A 20,466-nucleotide genomic window follows, 5' to 3' on the forward strand; every position below is an offset into this window, starting at 1 on the left:
GCATAAAATAATGTAATTAGTAAATTCATTAGAGGTATATTTTAAAAACACTTTTTAATATAAATTTGATGTATTGTTTTTATTCATTAAGAGATAAATGAGCTTTATTGATGCAATTGGTAAGCTGTACTTCAGTACCTTTAGTAATAAATAATAACAAAGTAACCATCAATGTATCAGTGTTTTTAAAGTAAATATGTTTATTTGAATAATAAAATTGAATAAAAAAACCTGCCAATATATTTAGCAGGTTATTATAAATGAAAAGGATTTTATTTTTCTATTCTTCTTTTTTCTTAAAAATAGGCTTCTCTAAAAAGTACCATTTAAAGCGTAAACCAATTTCATTAAATGTAAAACCAGCTGCAGTAGCCGATGCTATATTACTACGAGTGCCAAATAAATTAAGTTGACAACGTTCTGAGAATTTATAACCTAATTTAGCCTGAATTCTGTAAGTGCTTTGTTTCGGGTCTTTTTCAATAAACTGTAAACCTGTTGCAGCGGTAAGCTCATAAAACCATTCTTTAGCTTTTGCAATGCCATCGGTTTTAATTAGGTTTATAAAAATTTCGGCAGCGTTAAATGTTTCCGGACTAAAATAAATGGTTGGTACTTGGTTTTTAAAGGTTATGTATTGGTAGTTTAAACCGGCCTTTAATGATGGTTTACTTAAAATATTATAATACAATGATGTAAATAGTAAGTTTCTTGCATTATCATCATTTTGCCACGTGTAAAAGTACTGTGTAAACCAACCAATGTTAACGTTTGTACTTAAACTATAGTTGGCGTAAATATTGTTCATTACTATTTGGCGGTCTAATAATTCGGCATTAAAACTTTGTATTTCACGCTTATAACCAATATCTAAAACTTGTAGTTTCATTGGTTTTATGTTGAATGAAGCATCTGTAACTAATTGGGTGTAAGATTGATCATTAGCATTAGCAGCCGTTACACCAACATTACCGTTAAATGTAATATTTGGTAGTAATTGATAACCTAAACCAAAGGTGAATGCATTAGAATTTGCCTCATTATCTGTTACTTTATTACTAGTTGTTCTGTAACCGTATCCCGCTTTTAGTTTAAATTTTGTAGACATTGGGAACTCAATGGAGGTATTAACAGCATAAGCTTTGTTGTTACCATTATCAAAAGAATAAGAGGCTTTGGTTTCCCAAAAAGGAGTAAAACTTTTATCTAAATTTTTAATAAAGTTAGAGGCATCTTTTTGTTTTTCATAAAACGTTAAAGTGTTATTTGCCCATTGGTAGGCTTCTTTGTATAGGCCTGTAGCTTTTAAAGCATTTGCTTTACCTAAATTACCATCAAAAGAGCTGCTGTCTATTTCTAAAATCCGGTTGTAGTCATTAATACTATTTTTAAATTCGCTTTTGTAAATATTTAGGGTAGCGCTAAGTGATAAAACCCAAGCCTGATTAGGCTTTTCAGTTTTAAGTTCGTCAATTAAAGTATTGGCTTCTTTAAATTTTTTATTCCAAATTAAAGCCTGTATGTAGCGTTCTTTGGTTTGGTTTATTTTAAGGGTGTCTTTAATATTTGGTATATTATTAAATGCTTGCTTACTTATTTTTAAAGCATCTTTTTCTTTTCCTTTTAAATGTTTTACAAGCGCAATACCGTTAAGTGCTGTAGTTTCACTTTCGGGTAAGGTTTTAATTATTTGGTACGTGGCTTCGGCTTCATCAAATTTACCAGCAATAATGTATAGGTTAGCAAGGTTTAATAAGGTTGATTTATCATTATTAAAAAGCTCTAAATTCTTTTTTAGCAAGGTTTCGGCTTCATCATATTGTTGCGCTTGTTGTTTTTGGTATGCATAACCTAAATAAATATATTTTTTTGAAACCATAGCATTGGGGTTGCCAGGAGAAACCTGTAAGGCCTTATTTACTTGAGTAAGCGCTTCATTGTAAATTTTTAAGTTAGAAAGCGTGTTTGCATACCCAAGCAATGCTGCAAAACTTTGGTTGTTTTCTTTTAAAAGCTTTTCATAATACACTTTAGCATCGGGGAAGTTTGAGCCCCATAGTAAAGATTCGGCATAGTTAAGTTTTACTTCAAAATCATTTGGATAAACCTCCAATAATTCTGTAAATATAGTTACTGCTTTTGGTGCATTTCCGGCTAGTCCAACAGCTCTTCCGTAACAAAGTTTGGCGGTTTTATTATCAGGGTGTTCTTTTAAAACATTATTAAAAAAAACTTCGGCTTCAGGATATTTACCAGTTTCTAATAGGTTAAAGCCTTTTTTCATGTCTTGAGAAAAGCAAAAGCCGCTTATTAAAAACAAAGCAAACAAAAATAGGTGTTTATTGTGCATAATTTTGGGGTTGGTTTTATACTTCTGCAAGTTAGTCATTACTTTTCAATCATTCATCTACAGCAAATTGCCACTCACCGAAATAAAAGGTTTATTCACTGTAAGTTGGCTGATATTTGTGTTAAATACATAAAATAATAACCCCAAATATTATGAATTATGGCTCTTAAAATTAAAAGAAATAATGGTGTTTATTTTGCTGAAGGCACAATAAATGCATCTACATCATTCAATTTATTAAATCACTTAAATTATTTAATTAATAGCGAAAAAGCACTAACGCTAAATTTAGATTTGGTTAAAAATATTGATAATAACGGTGTTTTTGCTATTTATAAAGCTTATAAAAATGCATTAATTAAAAATGTAAATTTTAAACTTACAGGTAAACAAAGCGCCTCTATTTTAAAGCAGTTTAATAATAATAAGGCTTAATTTTAAAAAGTAGTTATGCAAATATTAACGGTTTTAAAATCAAAAAAAATTACACCCGAGCAAATATTCATGCTCAGTGTTTTGCTGGTAAACGGTGGTAATTACCTGTATAATTTAATATTGGGTCGTATATTAGGGCCGGCACAATTTGCAGATGCAGCCGTTTTAATTACATTTTTATTAGTACTATCGTTTGCGGCTATGACATTTCAGTTGGTAACTGCAAAATTTTCAGTGTTATTTGAAAATGATATTCTAGAAAAATTTGTTACCAAAGTATATAAACAAGCTTTATTAATTGGCGTGTTAATGGGTATTGCTATTGTGGTGTTTTCAAAACAACTACAAATGGTTTTTAATACATCATCATCTAGTATGTTTGTAATTTTTGGTGTTGGTGTGCCTTTGTATTTTTTAATGAGTGTAAACCGTGGTGTTTATCAAGGTAAAAAAGCTTTTAAAAACTTATCAATAACTTATCAATTAGAAATGTTAAGTAGGTTGCTCATTACATTGGGTATTATATTTTTGCTTAACATACAATCTTCAGTAGTCATTGCTATTGGTATATTATTGTCTTTTGCCTTTGGTTTAGTGCCATTTAAATTCAGTTTATTAAACTTCAAAGGGCAAATTTCGCTTTCAGAATCACAAACAAAAAACATCCGTAGTTTTTTTATAATTACAGCGTTTTATGAATTAACACAAATTATAATTAATAATAGTGATATATTATTGGTTAAACATTATTTTGAATCTTACGAAGCAGGACTCTACGCATCATTAGCTTTAATAGGGCGTATAGTGTACTTTATAGCGTGGATGTTTGTAATGTTACTGCTACCAACGGTTGTTCAGCAGAAAAAGGACGGATTAGACACTGCGCCAACCTTGTTTAAATACGTAGGTTATATTGCCGCTATTTCTACAACCATTGTTTTGGTATGTTCTATAATGCCGCAAACTATAATAACTATATTATTTGGTAAAAGCTATATTGCAATGGCACCTTTATTATGGAAATACGCCATAGCAACATCTATGTTTGCCATTTCTAACATATTTGCATACTACTATTTGTCTTTAGATAAATACGTGCCAGTTGTAATCTCGGGTGTTTTTGGTGTACTTCAAATAGCCTTAGTTGTTTTTTATCATGATAGTTTAGCGCAAGTTGTGCATGTTCAAATAATAGCCATGTTTTTGTTATTGTGTATTCAACTGGTGTTTTTTAAGCTTAGTCACAAGAAAAAACAGTTAGTCTAAAGTAAATTACCACTCGTCTACACTAAAAGCTACCTAATCTAAATCTATCACATTATTAAATATATAAGTCCCAATTTTACAATAAATAAAACCACTATTAATTATGAAATTAGCAATTGTAACAGCGTATCCGCCAAGTAAAGTAACCTTAAACGAGTACGCCTACCATTTAGTAAAACACTTTACCCAAAAAGAAGATATAAATGAAATAGTTTTGTTAACAGACAAAACTGAAGGAGAAAAGGATCTTAATTTTAATACTAATGGCTGTAAAATTACAATTAAAGAATGCTGGGAATTTAACAGCTACAAAAATATTTTAAGTGTTAATAAAGCAATAAAACAAGAAAAGCCAGATGCTGTATTGTTTAATTTACAGTTTATGAAATTTGGCGATAAAAAAGTAGCTGCTGCCTTAGGTTTAATGTTACCGTTAGTTTGTAAACTTAAAAGAATACCAAATATAGTATTATTGCATAATATACTTGAAGAAGTAGATTTAGGTAGTGCAGGTTTTACCAGTAATAAGTTAATGCAGAAAATTTATGGTTTTATTGGAAGCACACTAACGCGTTTAATTTTACAAGCAGATACCGTTGCTGTAACCATGCAAAAATACGTTGATATTTTACAAGCAAAATATAAAGCAAACAATGTTAAATTAATACCTCACGGAACTTTTGAAATACCAGAAGAACCAAATTATGCAATACCCGATGGCCCCAAACAAATCATGACTTTTGGTAAGTTTGGTACCTATAAAAAAGTAGAAGGCATGATTGAAGCTGTTGAAAAAGTACGCGCCAAAACAGGCTTAAACTTAGAAGTAGTTATAGCAGGAACAGATAACCCAAATGTACCAGGTTACTTAGCCGGTGTAAAAGATAAATATAAACATGTGCCAAAGTTACGATTTACCGGTTATGTTGAAGAAGAAGAAGTGCCTGTGTTGTTTAATGAAAGTACTGTTGTAGTATTTCCATATACATCAACCACAGGAAGTTCTGGTGTGTTGCACCAAGCAGGAAGCTATGGTAAAGCAGTAGTAATGCCAGATTTAGGTGATTTAGCCTTGTTAGTTCAAGATGAAGGTTATAGAGGTGAATTTTTTAACCCAACAAGTGTTGAGAGTTTAGCAGTAGCTATTGAAAGAATTGTAACCGATGAAGATTATAGAGTAACACTTGGTAAAGCTAATTATAAAGCTGCAACAGCACACCCAATGTCTCAAATTACTGAAATGTATTTAAACACATTTAAAAGTATTATTGCCCGCAAATCTCCAGATAAAATTATAAAAGGAAAAGAAGTTATTGTTTAGTTAAATGTTGGAAAGATGGTTTAAGGTTTCCATCTTTATCAATGCAACCAAAGTGCTCTTGCACTTTTTTACGCCAAGGAAGTCTGCCCACGACTTCCTTTGGTATTTTATTAAAGTCATAAAGTGTCCAAAACATAAACTGTATGTTTTCTTCTTTAAAAATGTTTTGAGTTTTTTTATGAAACTCAGCTTGGTCTTCATCATTATTTCCAAACGGATTCCATAATCCTTTGTATGATGAAACACCGTATTCTTGTAAAACTAAAGGTTTGTTATTAATGCTTTTAGCTAAAGTATTATGTGCCACTAAAAAATCATCAATATTGCGGTAGTAGTGGTATGATACAAAATCTACATGAGGTAATAGATTTGTAGCAGCTTCTGGGGCAGACCAACCTATGGTAACAGGATGTGTTTTGTCCCATTGTTTTATATTAATTAGCATTTGTTCTAACCAAGCTAAAACGCGTTGTTTTCCTCTAGAATCAAAATCTAAATCGGGTTCGTTTTTAATATCCCAACCTAATAACGCCGGATGATTTTTTACGGCATTAACAATAGCTTCGGCATGCCTGTGTGTTAGTGTCCAGTTAGATACATCATAATCACCATAAAAATCAAACAAAGTAATTAATACATCTATTTTGTTATTTTGTGCAATATCTAATAACCGTTTTAGAAGCTCTAGTTTTTTGGGCTCAACATTATTTTTACCAAAATCTTCATATTGAATAAAAATTCTAATGGTATTTAATCCCATTTTATTAATTATTTTAAAATCGGCATTAATAATACTGTCGTTAAATTTTTTTCCAAACGTGTCCCAAGGAGAATCTTTTGGGTAATAATTTAGGCCTTTAATATGTTTTGTTTTAGCTAACTTTTTAGCAATATTTCTATGTTCTGTTTGTGTTGTATCGGTTGTTGGTGTTGGTATTTCTTTTAAATGCCTAATACGCCAAAAGCCATCTTCTAACAACATCATTACTTGGTAGCTTGTTGTGTCTTTTTCGCTTAAAATTAAATTTTCATTTTCATAAATTTCTTGGTATTGTTCAACGCCATAATCTTTAAACACAACCATGGTACCATCGGCACTGTAAAAATCTAAATCTGTATTGTGTTTTAAAGTGGTTCTTTTGTACCAATTGTTATTGGCTTTGTTAAGGTGTATGTTTTCAAAAATTCTAACTCTAGCGCTATCGGTGTAAAAATCATTAACGCCGTAAGGGTCATTTTTTTTGTAAGCAATATTTCTAACATGCCACGCATTCATATAATCATTTGTAATTTCACCCAAAGCTTGTTTATCCATGGGTCTGCCAGGGTTTATGGTGTCAATCCAAGTTAAGTTTGGTTTGTAAACATCGGCCATGGGCACTTCTAAGTGTAGCATAGATGTGCGGTCTGCACCAGTATTCATAAAGGCTAAAATAGATCCAATACCCGCAATAATAAGGGCATTTACAGCAACAAATGTTGCTATTAAAACAGTTCTGTAAAGTGTTTTGTTTAATTTAATTGCCATGTAAAGTTTTTGAGTATTCTTTAGTAATACCTGCTGCTTTTATTTTAAAAACATACGTGTTATTGGGTAAAAATTGCGTTTCAAAAAACAAACTACTTACTCCATTTTTAGTTGTTGTTTTTTTCGTTTCAATAAAGTTACCGTTTTTATTGTAAATTTCAATTTGTACTAAAATACCATCGGGTACCAACTGTTTCATAAAGCTTTTAAAAGGGCCAATAACTAGTTTTCTGTTATTTTCATAAAAATGTACGGGAAAATCTTTTATAGCTGCTTCAAAATTAAAATGTATAGTGTTACTCTCTGCGGCGCCTGTTATAAAGGCTTTAATAGTCCATTTAGCAGCATAATCTGGGTGAAGTGTTCTAGCTTCGGCTATACCACTAATTGTGGTGCCAACGGTGTTTAAATAAGAACCTTTTTCATCTATTATAATAAAATTCACCAAGGTGCCATCACTAACTGTATTGCCGTATTTATCTTTTATAATATCAGATTTAAATGTTATAATTTGATTACCATCGGCATAATTATGGGCGCTTGTTGCCGAAATTTTAAAGTTCTTAGCGTTTGAAGGAAATACAATAGTTGTTAATTCTTTTGATGTTGTACCGTTACTTTCTGAAGTTACTAAAATTCTGCCCGATTTTGTAGTAGACCTTACGTTGTACCAGGCAATAAAATTGTTTGTTTTAATGTTAGTTTGGTTTATATTTTTTTGAAACTGATATTTTACAGTTACTGGCGTGCCGTCATCAACTGGGTTGTCATAAATATCGGTTGGTGCAATGGTTAGCATAGAGTAGTCATCATAGCCTGCAGTTATACTTCGTGGCCCAAAATAGGTTTCTACATGCGTTTTGTTTTTTTTATTGGTTTCAATAAATAATTTACCTTTTTGAAGTATTGTGTTTTGGTGTAATAATTTCCAATGTAAATTACCTGCTAATCGGCAGTAATTCTTCGGAATATTAAAAGAAACAAATGCTGTATTGGTAGTGTCTTTTTTTATAATAACGCTACCAAAAGCATTTTTAAGTTGAAGTTTTAATGGTGCTTTATTATTTGAAGTTTTAAATTTTAAATTAATGGGGTTTCCTGCAATAAAGTTTGTTTGAGTTGTTTGTAATGAAACTTCAGGATTTTGTACACTTTCAGTTAATTGTTCTTTTTTTGAAGAACAACCAATACACAAAAATAGCGCTATAATAAAACCTAATTTCATACTATTTTGGGTTGCCAATATAACTGTTAATTTCAAATTTTATAAAAGCATAACCATTACCTTTGTATGGTTGCATTTGGCTAGGGCCATGGTCATAAATTCTTTGTGGCAGTACTTTTTCGGCCACTGCTTTATTGGGTAAGCCGTTAACGTAGCAGTTTTCTAAACTACTATTAATTACGGTTAAACTATCTAAACTTACAGGTTTATAATTAAAAAATTGTTTGCGTTGAATACGCACGCCTTCTGGAATAAACTTGTGGTCTACCCAAAGTAATTCGGCATTTTCATTGTAATACGATACAATTAATTGCGGAATAGTAACTTCTTGCACGCCATGGTTAAACAAAACACCATTAATGCCTTGGTTTGTAAATTCTAAACTTTGTAAGGCTACTTGTTTATATAAATCTGTATTGGCAGTATTTCCGGCAGATTGAAGGTTAAACTTTGTGGGCTGTTCTTCAAAATTTAATGGTGTAAACTCATCAGGATTAAACGTTGGCGGTATGGTATCTTTAGTTGATGACCACGCAATACCTTCAAAATTAATTTTAAAAGTTGTGGTTTCTTTTGGCATTAATTTGTGCTTAATATGGTGTTTAGCGTTGTAATTTGCTAATTCTTTATTGTTATCATTATACAAAGTGGCTTTTATAACAACATCGGCAGGCGAGTTATCTACATTTTGTAGCTCGCCAATAATACTGTATTGCCCTTTATTTTTAACTAATTTAGCCGTTAGAATTTCTAAAACAGGTTGTTTTAACACATCTTCATGGTAGGTTTCTTGCGTGGTTATTTTGCGTCTTCCGTGGTTGTAAAAAGTGGTTGTGTTTTGTGTAAATAATTGATCTGGCGGAATATCATTATCAAATTTTGAAGGTTTAATATACCATTTGCCTTTTTGTTTAACAAGTTCGTGGTAATTGGTGTGCTGTACTTTTTCTAAAGGCGTTATCCAGTTTGTAGCAACTTTAGCTTTGGCACTATTTTTAGTAACATCAAACACTTCAATACCAAGAGAATCCATTTTTGCATACGAGCTTAAAATACCATCGGTTACAGATACTTCAAGCATATATTGCGCAATGGTAACATTGCTATCGGGATCTAAATAAGAGTGGGCGCGGTTAAACTCTTTAAAATCTAAGGCGTCATAATAAGCGGTTAAAACATTTTTAGGAGATAGTTGTGTGGTGTTTTTTATATAAAACAAATACATGCCATAACCAATGCATGCTAATACAATAACGGCCCAAAAATGAGAGAATATTAAAAGTTTAGATGGAAATTTTTTATACTGAAGTTCAAAAGATTTAAACGGCGATTTTTCAACTTTTTTAGATTTTAACAGGCGAATCCAAATCATTTGAATGTTAATAAAAAAGGCAATCAAAACGGTTGAAATAGGAATGATGCCCCACATTATTTTCATAACAGTTGGAACATCTTGTTTAGGCATTATTTGTGGTATTGGCGCCACATTAAGTTTTTCCCAAACCATTATGCCATTTTCTAGCTGTTGTAAACGTTGCCAACCGCAGTAGTATAAAATGGGATCATAAAACTTATCGTTTGAAAAAATGTATTTTAAATTATATTTTTCGGGAACGGTTAAAAATTGCTGAAGAGAGCCTATGCCTTCAACACCTCTAAATTTTGAGTTTTCAATACGCTCAATGGCACGTGTGGTAAGTTCGGGTAGGCGTCTTGCAGAATGGTAGTTTCCATCTACAGTCATAGCATTAGTTTGGGCAGATAACCACGCCATTTGATCGCCAAAGCCTAAAGGTAAATACCGCCAAGAGTCGTGAGAATCGGCTCCTAAAAAGTTAACAATAGGTAGCATATTAATTTGTGCCGGTTGCGATGGCCTAAAATAACCCAAAGTCATGGTGAATAGCACCATAAAAAGCATGCCGCCTGCAATTAAACCACCCAATACTCTATGATAAACTTCACCAAACTTTTTTTGCACCAGGGTTTTTAAATCGCCTTCAACCATACGATAACCAAATTCGGCAAAAATAGGCAAAGCCATAATGGTTGCCCAAAGCGTAAATCTATCTAAAGTTAAAATATTAAAAGCGGTTTCGCCTAAAAGCATTAAAGGTACAGGAGTAGTACCGCCAGTTCCTAAAATGGTTAACATAGTGAATGATAAACCAAAGAAAAGGTAACGTTTACTGTAATATCTGTAAAAAAAGTAGGGTAGAATAAAGAGTAATACACCCCAAGGAATCATAAAAAACACTAAACCCGAAGAGGTTACTTCTAAAAAATTATCTCTAGAGCCATGTGGTATTGGTACTTGGGTAATGGGGTTGCGTTTTGAGTTGTACCAATACGGAAAAATACAAAACACAATTAAAAACAAACCGCTACCGCCAAAGGTGGCAATACGCCAAAAGTGTTTAAGTGTAGTACGCCAAAATACTTTAAAAGAAAGTTCTTTATATGAGTTTACTTGTTCTCTAGAGGCATCCATTACTACCATACCAATAAGTGGCGCTAAAAAGAAAACCATACCAAAAATAGGCGTAACATGGTGGCAAGTAACAGTAACAGCCAGCATTGAAACCGATGTTAAAAAATATTTTAGTTTACCTGTTTTTATATATAGGTAAATTTCTACCATAGAGTGCATTAATACAGATAGGGCTACAATGCTGGGTAATTGACCAAAAATATGAAGTGTTTCAACAAAAGTAGATGAAAACACAGCTAAAACAGAGCCGTAACCAGCAATTCGGCGGCTACCAGTCATTAATAAAGTATACCTATAAGCACCCGTAATAAAGAGTACAATACCTACCAAGGCTACTGTGTACATTCCAAATTTAAGGCCGCCAATATATGATAATAATGCAATTGATTGGTGTACTAATGGCGGGTAAGATTGCACTGTAAACCCAGTGTACCAGCGGTATTCCCAAGGGTCAAACCAACTATCGGCGTAGCTATCTGCAAAAAATAAATGTATTAAAGCGTCGTAAGTATATTCTAAAGTAAAAAAGATTGCCGACCCATGAAACGCAATACCTACAATTAAAGCAAGAATTAAAAGTGTATTGGTTTTTTCGGTTTTCAATAGTAATAAAATTTTGTTTATCTACACAAATCGGTCATTCGTCTAAACTAAATCTAGACTTTAGCTAAATTAAAATTTTTCTGAGACTTCGCATAGTATTTTTACACCGTAAACAACAAAACTCCCAAGTCATGAAAATTTTAGCAATTGATGATCAGCAACTAGTGCTACTGCCACTAGAAAAAAGATTAAAAGAATTAGGTTATGATGTAAAAATAGAAACTGAAGCCAAAAAAGGGCTTTCAACATTTGATTCTTTTAATCCAGACTTAGTAATTGTTGATATAAATATGCCTTATGTTTCTGGTTTAGAAATAGTAAAATACATAAGAAGTTCTAAAAATCCTGATACTCAAATTATGGTTTTATCAGGTAATACACAAGACAATATTATTACTGAAGGTTTTGATTTAGGTATAAGTGATTACATGAAAAAGCCTTTAAGTTTAAACGAAATTACAGCAAGAATAAAACGTTTAATAGGGCAACCAGATGTTGTGGTGGCTAATAATGTTTCGTCAAACGCGGTAATACAACAACGTTGTGTTGGGGTAGTAATACCTTGTTATAATGAAGAAGAACGTTTATTAAGTAAAGAATTTACAGATTATATACAAAAACACACAGGTTACCATTTATGTTTTGTTAATGACGGAAGTAAAGATGGTACGTTAGAAGTTTTAAACAACCTACGCAAAGGGCGAGAAGATTTTATTACCGTGTACGATTGTGAAAAAAATGGTGGTAAAGCAGAAGCGGTTAGACTTGGCATGTTACACATGGCTAAAAAAGAAGATTTAGATTATATAGGTTTTCTTGATGCCGATTTGTCTACAGATTTATCTGATTTTGATGATTTAGTAACAACCATTGAAAATTCAAACTTTAAAATAGTTAGTGGATCTAGAATTAGTAGAATGGGAGCAAACATTACCAAAGAATCTGCTCGTAAAATTATTAGTATGACCATTAACTATATAATAAGAAAAATTTTAGGTATGAATTTTAAAGACACGCAATGTGGCGCCAAAATTTTTAGTAAAGATGTCATTCAAATTTCATTCAAAGAAAAATTTGTAACGCAATGGATTTTTGATGTAGAAATATTTAAAAGAATGGCAGGCTATTTTGGTACTGAAAAGGCAAAAAGCCTAATATGCGAACAACCTTTAAAACGTTGGATACATGCCGATGGATCAAAGCTATCAATGAAAGATTCAATTAAAATAGTAATGCAGTTAGGGCAAATAGCTTGGGTGTACCGTAAAAAAAACTTAAAAAAATATAAAAACCAACAAGTTGAATACACTACGATGCACTCTTAATTTAAAAAGAGGAAATGAAAATAGGTGTAATAATTATTTTTAATAACAACGAAACCAACTTAAATAATTCATTTTTTAATGACTTATTAAGTATAGCAAATAGTTTTGAGTTGTGCTTAGTAAATAACGGAAGTGAAGATGCAACTTTAGAAAAACTGTTAGATTTAAAGGATGTGTTTGAGTCTCAAATAACCGTTGTTGATATAAAGAAAAAGCAAGCTCTAGAAGCAGCAAATAAAGCAGGCGCAAGGTATTTGTTAAATACAGGTACTTTAAAGCATATAGGTTATATAAATGTGAATAATTTAAGTAATATACAGCATTTAAATAAAATATTAGCAGCTTTAAATAAAAATAAACAACGCGTTATAATGCATAATTTAAGCGTGTTAAAAAGCAATCAAAATACAAGGGTTACAGTAAAAAATATTTTTTCAGTGTTACAATACCTAAATGTATTACATATAAAAGTTAATGATTATAGTTTTAATCAAATAGAGAATTAATAGCATGGTGTTTTTTGTTTATTGGTAAGTTGATTTTTTTAAATCAATTGACAACCACTGAGGCCTTACAGAAATGTGAGGCCTCTTTTTTTTACTATTATGAGCATTCCAGTTTCATTTTCAATAATCGATGAAATGCATGCTCAAACGTATTTTCCTTAGTTTTTAACAGCTCGTCTACACATTAGTTTCATTCACCTAAAAACATAAAGGCAGCCCTTTGTTGTACTGTATCTTTGTAATATAAAACGTAAATAATAAAATGCTATGAAAAAGAACTTTGCAACAGATACAGGCGATGTAAAAATGTCAGTGGGCATTAAAGAATATTTAGAGAATTTAGAATTTGATTTTGTGGACAATAATTTATTAGAAAATATAAAGAATTTTTTTAAAGAAAAGCATGCTAAAAAAACAGCTTTAAGGGAGAAACAAATGACGTTTTTGCCTGATGATAGTGGTATTAGTCATGCCGATGAAGTAGCGTTCCTGTTAAATCATGGTATAGAAATTAACGGAACTAATATTAAAGATTTACCAGTTTTAAATAGTTTAAGAAGGATTTCATTTCATGGATCTACTTATTTCTTAAGAATTAAAGAATATCAAAAAGAACAAGCGGTTTATGACCATATCATTAAGAATTATATGGTAGTATAGCAGCCTAATTAATAGCGTTTTATTTTGCTATCCGTTCATTATTTTTGCACTTATGCATTAATATTGGGCGGATAGTTTTTTTATGAAATTTGGTTGAGTAATTGTATTTGTGTGTTTTTTGTGTTATATTCAGTCTTGATCTTCAGCTAGATAGATATCCTTTTCTATTCTATTTTCTATAAAACGCACAAAAAACCTGTAATTCCTAACAATTATGACACCTGCATCTAGTTTAACAATTCAAAAACCACAAAAAAGAAAAAGTTCCATTACCATTCACAACACAAAACAACAAACTAAAAACCCATTAAATGTATTAGAAACAGATTTTGGTTTTCAGTATAAACTTAAAATTCCCGGATACATTAAAGACGATTTTAGGTTTTACGTTACAAAAAAAGATTTGGTTGTTACCACACAAAAAGAGACATTAAAAACACAAGCATCTAATAGCAAAAAGCATGCGTATTGTTATCCTTCTGCTTTGTTTAAAATGCATATTCCTTTACCAAAAAAGTCTATTAAAAATGAAATTTCGGTAGATTATAACAACGAGACTTTAAGTTTTAATTTGTATAAGAAATGAGATAATTAAGAATTATCCACCAATAGTAATCATACTTCTGTTTTTACCGTGTAATTGCGGTTCTTGTAGTTTTTTAAGGGTATCCATTCCGCCACGAACTTTAAGTTTTGCAAGAACCGCTTTTTTTATAATAGGTTCAATAGTTTTACCATTGCGTAGCGTTGTAAGTAAATCTGATTCTTTTGCTGAAAACAAACAGTTTTTTATTTGTCCGTTGGCTGTTAAGCGTAGCCTGTTGCAGCTATCGCAAAACGGGTTGGTTACAGAACTTATAATGGCAAAACTACCTTTGTAGCCTTTTATTTTATAGTTTTTAGCAGTATCATTAGCGGCATCTTTAAGTTTTACAACATCGTTATTTTTGTACGTGTTGTTTACGTTTTGCATAACCTCGGCATATGATACCATTTTACTTAAATCCCATTTATTACCATCAAAAGGCATAAATTCAATAAACCTAATAGAAATAGGTAAATCTTTGGTGAATTCAATAAAATCAATAATTTCATTATCATTAAAACCTTTAATTAAAACAGCATTTACTTTAACGGTAAAACCTTGTTCAACTAAAAGATGAATGTTATTGTAAACTTTTTCAAACTGATTTCTAAGGGTTATGTGGCTGAATTTTTCTTTGTTTAAAGAATCTAAACTAACATTTATTTTATGAATGTTATTAGCTTTTAAAACATCAATAAACTTATCAATAATCACAGCGTTTGAAGTAATTGATAGCTCAACGGGTAGTGATGCTAATTTTTCTAAAATTACGGGTATATCTTTTCTAACAAAGGGTTCGCCGCCGGTTAATCTAATTTTTGTAACACCATTATCAACAAAGGTTTTTGCTATTTCAAAAACTTCTTCATAGGTCATTAAATGACTTTTTGGAGATAATTGTACACCTTCTGCAGGCATACAATAGGTGCAGCGTAAATTACACCTTTCGGTTAATGAAATACGCAAATAGGTATGCATTCTACCAAAGGAATCTTGTAATATTTTTGAATTTTTGGTCATATTAAATTTTTCAAAATCAATATTAAAAATTAATCATGTCTGGCGCCTTTTAATATTCTAAATACATGTAATACCGAAGGAAAAATAGCATCCATAGATTCTTTAGCGCCGTTTGTAGAACCTGGTAACGCTAAAACTAAGGTGTTATTTATTGTGCCAGCAACACTACGAGAAAGCATTGCAAATGGCATACGTTCTTGCCCAAAATTTCTAATGGCTTCTTCAATACCAGGAATTCTTCTGTCTAATAATGGCAGTAAAGCTTCGGGTGTATTATCTCTTTCAGAAAGCCCTGTGCCACCTGTATAAATAACCATGTCTATACCTTCGTTTTCATAGGTTTTAACTTTGTTTTGTATGGCTTCAACGTCATCAGGAATTATAACGTATTCTGAAATTGACACCTTGCAAGATTTTAGTTTTTCAATGATGGCTTTTCCTGCTCTGTCTTCTTTGTTTCCTGCCGAAATACTATCACTGCAAACAACAACAGCTGCAGTTAAATTGTTTCTAAAAGTGTCTTTAAAATCAGATTTTCCACCTCTCTTCTTAAGAAGTTTAATAGCGTGTATTTCAATGCCTTTATCTATAGGTTTTAGCATATCGTACATATTTAAAGCCACCACACTAGCGCCATGCATAGCTTCAACTTCAACGCCGGTTTTATAAATGGTTTTTACGGTAAAAAGTACGGTTATTTCTAGTCCGTTAATTTTGTATTCAACGCCTGTAAATTCAATGGGTAACGGATGGCAATCTGGTAAAATATCAGGCGTGCGTTTTACCCCCAACAATCCTGCTGCTTTACTCATAGCAAACACGTTGCCTTTTGGTACCGTATCATTTTTAATAGCCTCAATAGTTTCAGGTTTGCTTACAACAACTACCGCCTGAGCAATGGCAGTTCTTAATGTTGTGTTTTTAAATGTAATATCTACCATATTTTTCAGATTGATTATTTCTTGCTTGCTGTCTTTCTTTAAGCCATAAAGACTGCAGTTAATTCACTAGATTCTTTTAAAGAAATTCTATTTTATCCTTTGAAATTAAGCTTTCATCTAAAGCAAATTCAAGCCAAAAATTTGATTCATCAACTTCTTCAATAACAATACTTATTTTAGAAATGAAACTAGGCTTCGATTGTGCAATGCAAGTAGCTCTGTAATTTGCTGCCACTGATGTTGAGCATCTAATTAACTGAGCTTTTATGTGATTAGCTAAATAATTATTTGGAAATAACTCGGTAATTTTAATGCAATTATGAGCAAAAGTTTTGGTTCTTTTTTTTAAAGCCTCCTTCATAATAATAAATAATAATTAGTCAATAATCAATTGTTAACTTTCCATTGATGTGTTTTATCTTCAAAAATTTCTTTTCCAAAAACAGGAACATCTGCTTTTATAGCTTCAACAATAAATTCTAAAGCCTTAAAAACCTCTTTTCTTCTTGGTGATGATACAAAAACAAATAGGCAAATTTCACCAGCTTTAACAGTGCCTAAACTGTGATAAATGTGCATGCATGTTAAGTTAAATTTTTTAAAAGCCGCTTCTCTAATTTCATGAAATTTTTGGTTGGCCATATCTTCATAGGCTGTATATTCAATGGCCGAAACTATTTTGCCTTCAATATCATCGGCGCGTACTTGTCCTAAAAATATATTGTGTGCTCCAATGCTAGTTTTTGTTTGGTGTTTATAAATTGAATTTCCTATAAATTCAGAAGAAATAGCACCTTGTTTAAATACGTTTTTTATTTTTTTATCGCTCATTTTATGTTTTTTTATTTTTGCTTGAAAACCTTTTTTTATAATAAATTATCCGCCAGAAAAAGGAGGTAATAAAGCTATTTCAGTGCCATTTAGTGGTGTGTTTAAAGGCACTAATTTTTGGTTTTGTGCTATTTTAAAATCTTTGGTTTTAAGCAGATTATATTTTTTGTGTAACAGTTGTAAAACATCAGAAATTTGAGAGCCATTTACCTCAAGGGTTTCTTCGTTGGTTTTTGTAACCTCGGCTATTTGTCCAAAATATTTAATAGTTATAATCATTTTGAATAGTTTTTAGGTCTTCTTTTGTGTTTATATTTATAGTAGCTTTTTGCGAAGCTTCTTCTAATTTTATATGTTTGGTTTTTAGTGTTTTAAGTACGTGTCTTAAGCGTCTTTCGTCATTTAATAAAGCGTTTTTAAAAGTTGTTGCAGTACTTTTTTTATAAAGCGCAATTAACGGCATTGTTTTGCCGTTGCTTTCAATTTGAATAACTTCAGAATCATTATCAACTACAGAAATGAGTTTTTTGAGAACTTCAGTTTTTATCAACGGAATATCACAACTTAGTATTAAATTATTTTCAGTTTTTGAAGCTGTAAGTCCTGAATAAATACCAGCAACAGGTCCTTGGTTTTTAAAAGTATCTTCAACTAATTGATAACCAAACACGTTGTAATTTTTATTGTCTGTAACAATTAAAATATTTGAAACTAAAGGCTTTAAGGCGTCTATGCTATATTGAACAAATTGTTTGTTGTTGAATGTAACAAAACCTTTGTCTGTACCCATTCTAGCGCTTTTTCCACCAGCTAAAATTATACCCGTTATGTTGTTTTGTTGTTTCATTTTAAGTAAGAAATAGTTTAACACAGGCTATAATTAAAACAAAGGCTAAAATGTATCGTAAACTATTGTTATTTAGTTTTTTACTTCCGTAGTAACCACCTAAAATACCGCCAATTATGGCAATGAAAACCAATATAAAAGATGTTTTTTCTAGAACCACACCGCTACTAATTTGACCAATTAATCCAGAAGCAGAATTTACCCAAATAAAAAGCGCCGATACTGCGGCAGCTTCTTTCATTTTACCCCAATGTAAGAGTAGGATAACAGGACTTAAAATTATGCCACCACCAATACCAATAAGCCCAGAAAAAAAGCCAATAATACCGCCAACAACAAGTCCTTGATAAAGTTTTACTTGTTTAACAGTACTACTTTCTTTACCAAAAACATTCAGCATTTTTAAAATGGCAAAAATGAGTAAAATGGCTAATATTTTTTTGTAAACTGAAGCATCAATTTCAATGGTACCACCTAAAAAAGCCAACGGAATGGAGGCTGCAGCAAACGAAATGAAAAGCCTTTTATTAAAATATCCTTCTTTATAGTAGTAGTAAAATGATATGCCAGCAACAAATAAATTGAGTAATAGGGCGGTAGGTTTCATGGTTTCGGGCGCAAATGAAAATAGAGCCATTAAAGCTAAGTAACCACTAGCGCCACCATGACCAACGCTAGCATATAAAAATGATACTATTGGAAGTATGAGTAAAAATAGATATATGTTTTCTGTTTGTAGCATGTTAATTTTTAAGTATTTAATCACTTATAAATTAGTTACCTTTTTTAGCTGCTCATCTAAAAACGCCCAACAATTTTTATTAATTTCATCAAAAGCATTTACAAGGGCTTCTCCATATTCTGTCAATTTTGCACCGCCACCGCCTTTACCACCAATGCTGTTTATGGTTACAGGTTTTTTAGCCGATTTGTTTACTGAATCTAAAAGTGTCCATGCTTTTTTATATGAAATATTTAAACTTTTTGCAGCTTTAGATAAAGATCCTGTTTTATGAATGGCTTTTAATAAATGCACACGTCCTTCGCCTAATAACACGTTATTATTTGCTTCAATCCAAATTCTGCTTTTAATCTTATAGCTCATTTTTACTAGTTTAAACGGGTAGTAAAATAGTTTCTACGTCATCACCAATATTTACTTCACCAACATTTTCTGGAATAAAAACTAAGGCGTTTGAAAGCGCAAAAGTTTGTAGCATTGATGAGTTTTGTCCTTCTAAAAGTGTAACGTTTCCATCATTAAAAATAGCTTTTAAAAACTGCGGTCTGTCTCCTTTTTTTAAAAATTTTGAAGAGGATGTTGCTTTAATTCTAGGTAATTCATCAGTATCAAAACCCATCATTTTTTGTAGAGCAATGTTAACATACACGTAAAAACAAGACAGGGCTGCAGCAGGATTTCCGGGTAAAGCAAAAACAGATGTGTTTTCTTTTTTACCAAAAAATAATGGTTTGCCAGGTTTTTGTTTCACTTTATAAAACACTTCTTTAACTTGTATTTCTTTCAGTGCTTTTCCAACAAAATCATAATCGCCAACCGAAATACCTCCAGTAATTAATACTAAATCATGCGTGTTTACGGCAGATGTTAAAGTGCTTACAGTTTGCTTATAATTATCTTCAACTTTATAAAGTGTAATGTCATAAAACTTTAAGCTGTATAATGCACTTAAAAGCATTTTAGAGTTGCTTTCATAAATTTTTCCGTGAGTAAGCGTTTTTCCTGGTTCAATTAGTTCGTTACCAGTAGTTACAATGGCAATAGTTGGTTTTTTGTAAACGGTAACTTCTGTAATACCCAATGACAACAGGTAGCCAATACCTGCAGGCGTTAATTTAGTGCCTTTTTTTAAGGCAACGTTTCCTTGTTTTACTTGCTCACCTAATGGGCGGATGTTTTGTTCTAAATCAATTTTGTGTGCAAGTTCAATTTTAGTATCATTTGCTACCACTTTTTCTTGAATCATAACTGCATTGGCAGTATCTGGTACAGGGGCGCCAGTGAAAATTCTAACAGCTTCACCGGGTTTTAATACCGGTATGTGGTTGTCACCCGCTTTTATTTCACCTGTTAAAGTGTATGTTAAGCTTTCGTGTAAGTTTATAGCATAACCATCCATGGCAGATTGCCTAAAAGGAGGCATGTTTATAGGTGATTTTATGTCTTCAAAAAGCAAATATCCATTGGCTTTTTCAACAGGTTTTATTGTTGATTTAACAAGTTTTGTTGTGTGTTTTTTTACAGTAGAAATAGCTTCTAATATGGTAATCATTATGTATTTCGTTATGTTTTTACAAATATAACGATTAAGAAGGCTAACATCATTATTTATTTACATGATTATTGTGAATTTTTAAAGGCGTATAATTTTCATCTTTAAAAAAAAGTATTTATTTTTTGTGATACTCATAAAAATTGAGATGAAAACATAAAACTAAGTATTGTTACGTATATTTGTTTGAAGTGTATATTTATACATTCTTGCCAATAATTTAAAGAAATTCAACTA

At 31.5% G+C, this 20,466-nt stretch carries 20 protein-coding genes; 7 read left to right on the forward strand and 13 right to left on the reverse strand.

The window, feature by feature from the left end; genetic code table 11:
* Nucleotides 1-280 precede the first annotated feature (280 nt).
* Nucleotides 281-2,284: a tetratricopeptide repeat protein gene (locus ACYX4H_RS11885; protein WP_476236488.1), complete on the reverse strand. Its 2,004-nt coding sequence runs from the start codon at nucleotides 2,282-2,284 to the stop codon at nucleotides 281-283.
* Nucleotides 2,285-2,509: 225 nt separating this feature from the next.
* On the opposite strand from ACYX4H_RS11885, the gene ACYX4H_RS11890 reads away from it, so the two are divergent.
* The 3 genes from ACYX4H_RS11890 to ACYX4H_RS11900 all read left to right on the forward strand — a co-directional run bounded on the left by ACYX4H_RS11890 (nucleotide 2,510) and on the right by ACYX4H_RS11900 (nucleotide 5,372).
* Nucleotides 2,510-2,785 (forward strand): STAS domain-containing protein, encoded by a 276-nt coding sequence (locus ACYX4H_RS11890; protein WP_476236489.1) that lies wholly within the window; start codon nucleotides 2,510-2,512, stop codon nucleotides 2,783-2,785.
* A gap of 15 nt (nucleotides 2,786-2,800) precedes the next feature.
* A complete protein-coding gene (locus tag ACYX4H_RS11895) occupies nucleotides 2,801-4,051 on the forward strand; it encodes an oligosaccharide flippase family protein (protein ID WP_476236490.1) in 1,251 nt (416 codons plus the stop codon).
* A 103-nt stretch (nucleotides 4,052-4,154) separates the two neighbouring features.
* On the forward strand, nucleotides 4,155-5,372 hold the full coding sequence (locus ACYX4H_RS11900; RefSeq protein WP_476236492.1) for a glycosyltransferase: 1,218 nt from the start codon (nucleotides 4,155-4,157) through the stop codon (nucleotides 5,370-5,372).
* Here the strand turns inward: ACYX4H_RS11900 and ACYX4H_RS11905 are convergent.
* The 3 genes from ACYX4H_RS11905 to ACYX4H_RS11915 are packed head-to-tail and all read right to left on the reverse strand — an operon-like array spanning nucleotide 5,362 to nucleotide 11,219.
* Nucleotides 5,362-6,900, reverse strand: a complete 1,539-nt coding sequence (locus ACYX4H_RS11905) for a glycoside hydrolase family 2 TIM barrel-domain containing protein (protein ID WP_476236493.1) — start codon at nucleotides 6,898-6,900, stop codon at nucleotides 5,362-5,364. The genes ACYX4H_RS11900 and ACYX4H_RS11905 overlap by 11 nt on opposite strands.
* Nucleotides 6,890-8,125 (reverse strand): hypothetical protein, encoded by a 1,236-nt coding sequence (locus ACYX4H_RS11910; protein WP_476236495.1) that lies wholly within the window; start codon nucleotides 8,123-8,125, stop codon nucleotides 6,890-6,892. Before ACYX4H_RS11910 ends, ACYX4H_RS11905 begins: the two co-directional genes overlap by 11 nt.
* A 1-nt stretch (nucleotide 8,126) precedes the next feature.
* A complete protein-coding gene (locus ACYX4H_RS11915; RefSeq protein ID WP_476236496.1) occupies nucleotides 8,127-11,219 on the reverse strand; it encodes a hypothetical protein in 3,093 nt (1,030 codons plus the stop codon).
* A 131-nt stretch (nucleotides 11,220-11,350) separates the two neighbouring features.
* On the opposite strand from ACYX4H_RS11915, the gene ACYX4H_RS11920 reads away from it, so the two are divergent.
* The 4 genes from ACYX4H_RS11920 (at nucleotide 11,351) to ACYX4H_RS11935 (ending at nucleotide 14,296) form a co-directional block, all read left to right on the forward strand.
* The gene (locus ACYX4H_RS11920) at nucleotides 11,351-12,544 is read left to right on the forward strand and encodes a response regulator (protein ID WP_476236500.1); all 1,194 of its coding nucleotides are present in this window, start codon (nucleotides 11,351-11,353) and stop codon (nucleotides 12,542-12,544) included.
* Nucleotides 12,545-12,558: 14 nt separating this feature from the next.
* Nucleotides 12,559-13,050 (forward strand): glycosyltransferase, encoded by a 492-nt coding sequence (locus ACYX4H_RS11925; RefSeq protein WP_475296043.1) that lies wholly within the window; start codon nucleotides 12,559-12,561, stop codon nucleotides 13,048-13,050.
* Between the two features lie 267 nt (nucleotides 13,051-13,317).
* Nucleotides 13,318-13,710, forward strand: a complete 393-nt coding sequence (locus ACYX4H_RS11930; RefSeq protein WP_476236501.1) for a hypothetical protein — start codon at nucleotides 13,318-13,320, stop codon at nucleotides 13,708-13,710.
* Between the two features lie 214 nt (nucleotides 13,711-13,924).
* Nucleotides 13,925-14,296 carry an Hsp20/alpha crystallin family protein gene (locus ACYX4H_RS11935; RefSeq protein ID WP_476236502.1) on the forward strand — a complete coding sequence of 124 codons (372 nt, stop codon included), beginning with the start codon at nucleotides 13,925-13,927 and terminating at the stop codon, nucleotides 14,294-14,296.
* A gap of 12 nt (nucleotides 14,297-14,308) precedes the next feature.
* Here ACYX4H_RS11935 and moaA read toward each other — a convergent pair whose 3' ends face one another.
* From moaA to ACYX4H_RS11980, 9 genes are all read right to left on the reverse strand, one after another.
* On the reverse strand, nucleotides 14,309-15,316 hold the full coding sequence (gene moaA, locus ACYX4H_RS11940) for a GTP 3',8-cyclase MoaA (protein ID WP_476236504.1): 1,008 nt from the start codon (nucleotides 15,314-15,316) through the stop codon (nucleotides 14,309-14,311).
* A gap of 29 nt (nucleotides 15,317-15,345) precedes the next feature.
* On the reverse strand, nucleotides 15,346-16,257 hold the full coding sequence (moaCB, locus tag ACYX4H_RS11945) for a bifunctional molybdenum cofactor biosynthesis protein MoaC/MoaB (RefSeq protein WP_476236505.1): 912 nt from the start codon (nucleotides 16,255-16,257) through the stop codon (nucleotides 15,346-15,348).
* 76 nt (nucleotides 16,258-16,333) lie between these two features.
* The gene (locus ACYX4H_RS11950; RefSeq protein ID WP_476236506.1) at nucleotides 16,334-16,618 is read right to left on the reverse strand and encodes a four helix bundle protein; all 285 of its coding nucleotides are present in this window, start codon (nucleotides 16,616-16,618) and stop codon (nucleotides 16,334-16,336) included.
* Nucleotides 16,619-16,644: 26 nt separating this feature from the next.
* The gene (locus ACYX4H_RS11955) at nucleotides 16,645-17,088 is read right to left on the reverse strand and encodes a molybdenum cofactor biosynthesis protein MoaE (RefSeq protein ID WP_476236507.1); all 444 of its coding nucleotides are present in this window, start codon (nucleotides 17,086-17,088) and stop codon (nucleotides 16,645-16,647) included.
* Between the two features lie 45 nt (nucleotides 17,089-17,133).
* A complete protein-coding gene (locus tag ACYX4H_RS11960; RefSeq protein WP_476236508.1) occupies nucleotides 17,134-17,367 on the reverse strand; it encodes a MoaD/ThiS family protein in 234 nt (77 codons plus the stop codon).
* Entirely contained in the window at nucleotides 17,351-17,935 is a 585-nt protein-coding gene (gene mobA, locus ACYX4H_RS11965) for a molybdenum cofactor guanylyltransferase (protein WP_476236509.1), read from the reverse strand. Before mobA ends, ACYX4H_RS11960 begins: the two co-directional genes overlap by 17 nt.
* Before the next feature lies 1 nt (nucleotide 17,936).
* Nucleotides 17,937-18,677, reverse strand: coding sequence for a sulfite exporter TauE/SafE family protein (locus tag ACYX4H_RS11970; protein ID WP_476236510.1), 741 nt, complete (start codon nucleotides 18,675-18,677; stop codon nucleotides 17,937-17,939).
* 24 nt (nucleotides 18,678-18,701) lie between these two features.
* Entirely contained in the window at nucleotides 18,702-19,040 is a 339-nt protein-coding gene (locus tag ACYX4H_RS11975) for a winged helix-turn-helix domain-containing protein (RefSeq protein ID WP_475296053.1), read from the reverse strand.
* 10 nt (nucleotides 19,041-19,050) lie between these two features.
* Nucleotides 19,051-20,229, reverse strand: a complete 1,179-nt coding sequence (locus ACYX4H_RS11980; RefSeq protein ID WP_476236512.1) for a molybdopterin molybdotransferase MoeA — start codon at nucleotides 20,227-20,229, stop codon at nucleotides 19,051-19,053.
* Nucleotides 20,230-20,466: the final 237 nt, after the last annotated feature.

The organism is Seonamhaeicola sp. ABD4_340, assembly GCF_056312135.1.

Excerpts from the sequence above, each read along its gene's own strand:
- ACYX4H_RS11955 (WP_476236507.1), bottom strand. The coding sequence starts at position 17,088 with ATGAGCGATAAAAAAATAAAAAACGTATTTAAACAAGGTGCTATTTCT.
- ACYX4H_RS11930 (WP_476236501.1), top strand. The coding sequence starts at position 13,318 with ATGAAAAAGAACTTTGCAACAGATACAGGCGATGTAAAAATGTCAGTG.
- mobA (WP_476236509.1), bottom strand. The coding sequence starts at position 17,935 with ATGAAACAACAAAACAACATAACGGGTATAATTTTAGCTGGTGGAAAA.
- moaA (WP_476236504.1), bottom strand. The coding sequence starts at position 15,316 with ATGACCAAAAATTCAAAAATATTACAAGATTCCTTTGGTAGAATGCAT.
- ACYX4H_RS11910 (WP_476236495.1), bottom strand. The coding sequence starts at position 8,125 with ATGAAATTAGGTTTTATTATAGCGCTATTTTTGTGTATTGGTTGTTCT.
- ACYX4H_RS11960 (WP_476236508.1), bottom strand. The coding sequence starts at position 17,367 with ATGATTATAACTATTAAATATTTTGGACAAATAGCCGAGGTTACAAAA.
- ACYX4H_RS11950 (WP_476236506.1), bottom strand. The coding sequence starts at position 16,618 with ATGAAGGAGGCTTTAAAAAAAAGAACCAAAACTTTTGCTCATAATTGC.
- ACYX4H_RS11895 (WP_476236490.1), top strand. The coding sequence starts at position 2,801 with ATGCAAATATTAACGGTTTTAAAATCAAAAAAAATTACACCCGAGCAA.
- ACYX4H_RS11935 (WP_476236502.1), top strand. The coding sequence starts at position 13,925 with ATGACACCTGCATCTAGTTTAACAATTCAAAAACCACAAAAAAGAAAA.
- ACYX4H_RS11920 (WP_476236500.1), top strand. The coding sequence starts at position 11,351 with ATGAAAATTTTAGCAATTGATGATCAGCAACTAGTGCTACTGCCACTA.
- ACYX4H_RS11890 (WP_476236489.1), top strand. The coding sequence starts at position 2,510 with ATGGCTCTTAAAATTAAAAGAAATAATGGTGTTTATTTTGCTGAAGGC.
- ACYX4H_RS11885 (WP_476236488.1), bottom strand. The coding sequence starts at position 2,284 with ATGAAAAAAGGCTTTAACCTATTAGAAACTGGTAAATATCCTGAAGCC.
- ACYX4H_RS11970 (WP_476236510.1), bottom strand. The coding sequence starts at position 18,677 with ATGCTACAAACAGAAAACATATATCTATTTTTACTCATACTTCCAATA.
- ACYX4H_RS11980 (WP_476236512.1), bottom strand. The coding sequence starts at position 20,229 with ATGATTACCATATTAGAAGCTATTTCTACTGTAAAAAAACACACAACA.
- ACYX4H_RS11905 (WP_476236493.1), bottom strand. The coding sequence starts at position 6,900 with ATGGCAATTAAATTAAACAAAACACTTTACAGAACTGTTTTAATAGCA.
- moaCB (WP_476236505.1), bottom strand. The coding sequence starts at position 16,257 with ATGGTAGATATTACATTTAAAAACACAACATTAAGAACTGCCATTGCT.
- ACYX4H_RS11975 (WP_475296053.1), bottom strand. The coding sequence starts at position 19,040 with ATGAGCTATAAGATTAAAAGCAGAATTTGGATTGAAGCAAATAATAAC.
- ACYX4H_RS11900 (WP_476236492.1), top strand. The coding sequence starts at position 4,155 with ATGAAATTAGCAATTGTAACAGCGTATCCGCCAAGTAAAGTAACCTTA.
- ACYX4H_RS11925 (WP_475296043.1), top strand. The coding sequence starts at position 12,559 with ATGAAAATAGGTGTAATAATTATTTTTAATAACAACGAAACCAACTTA.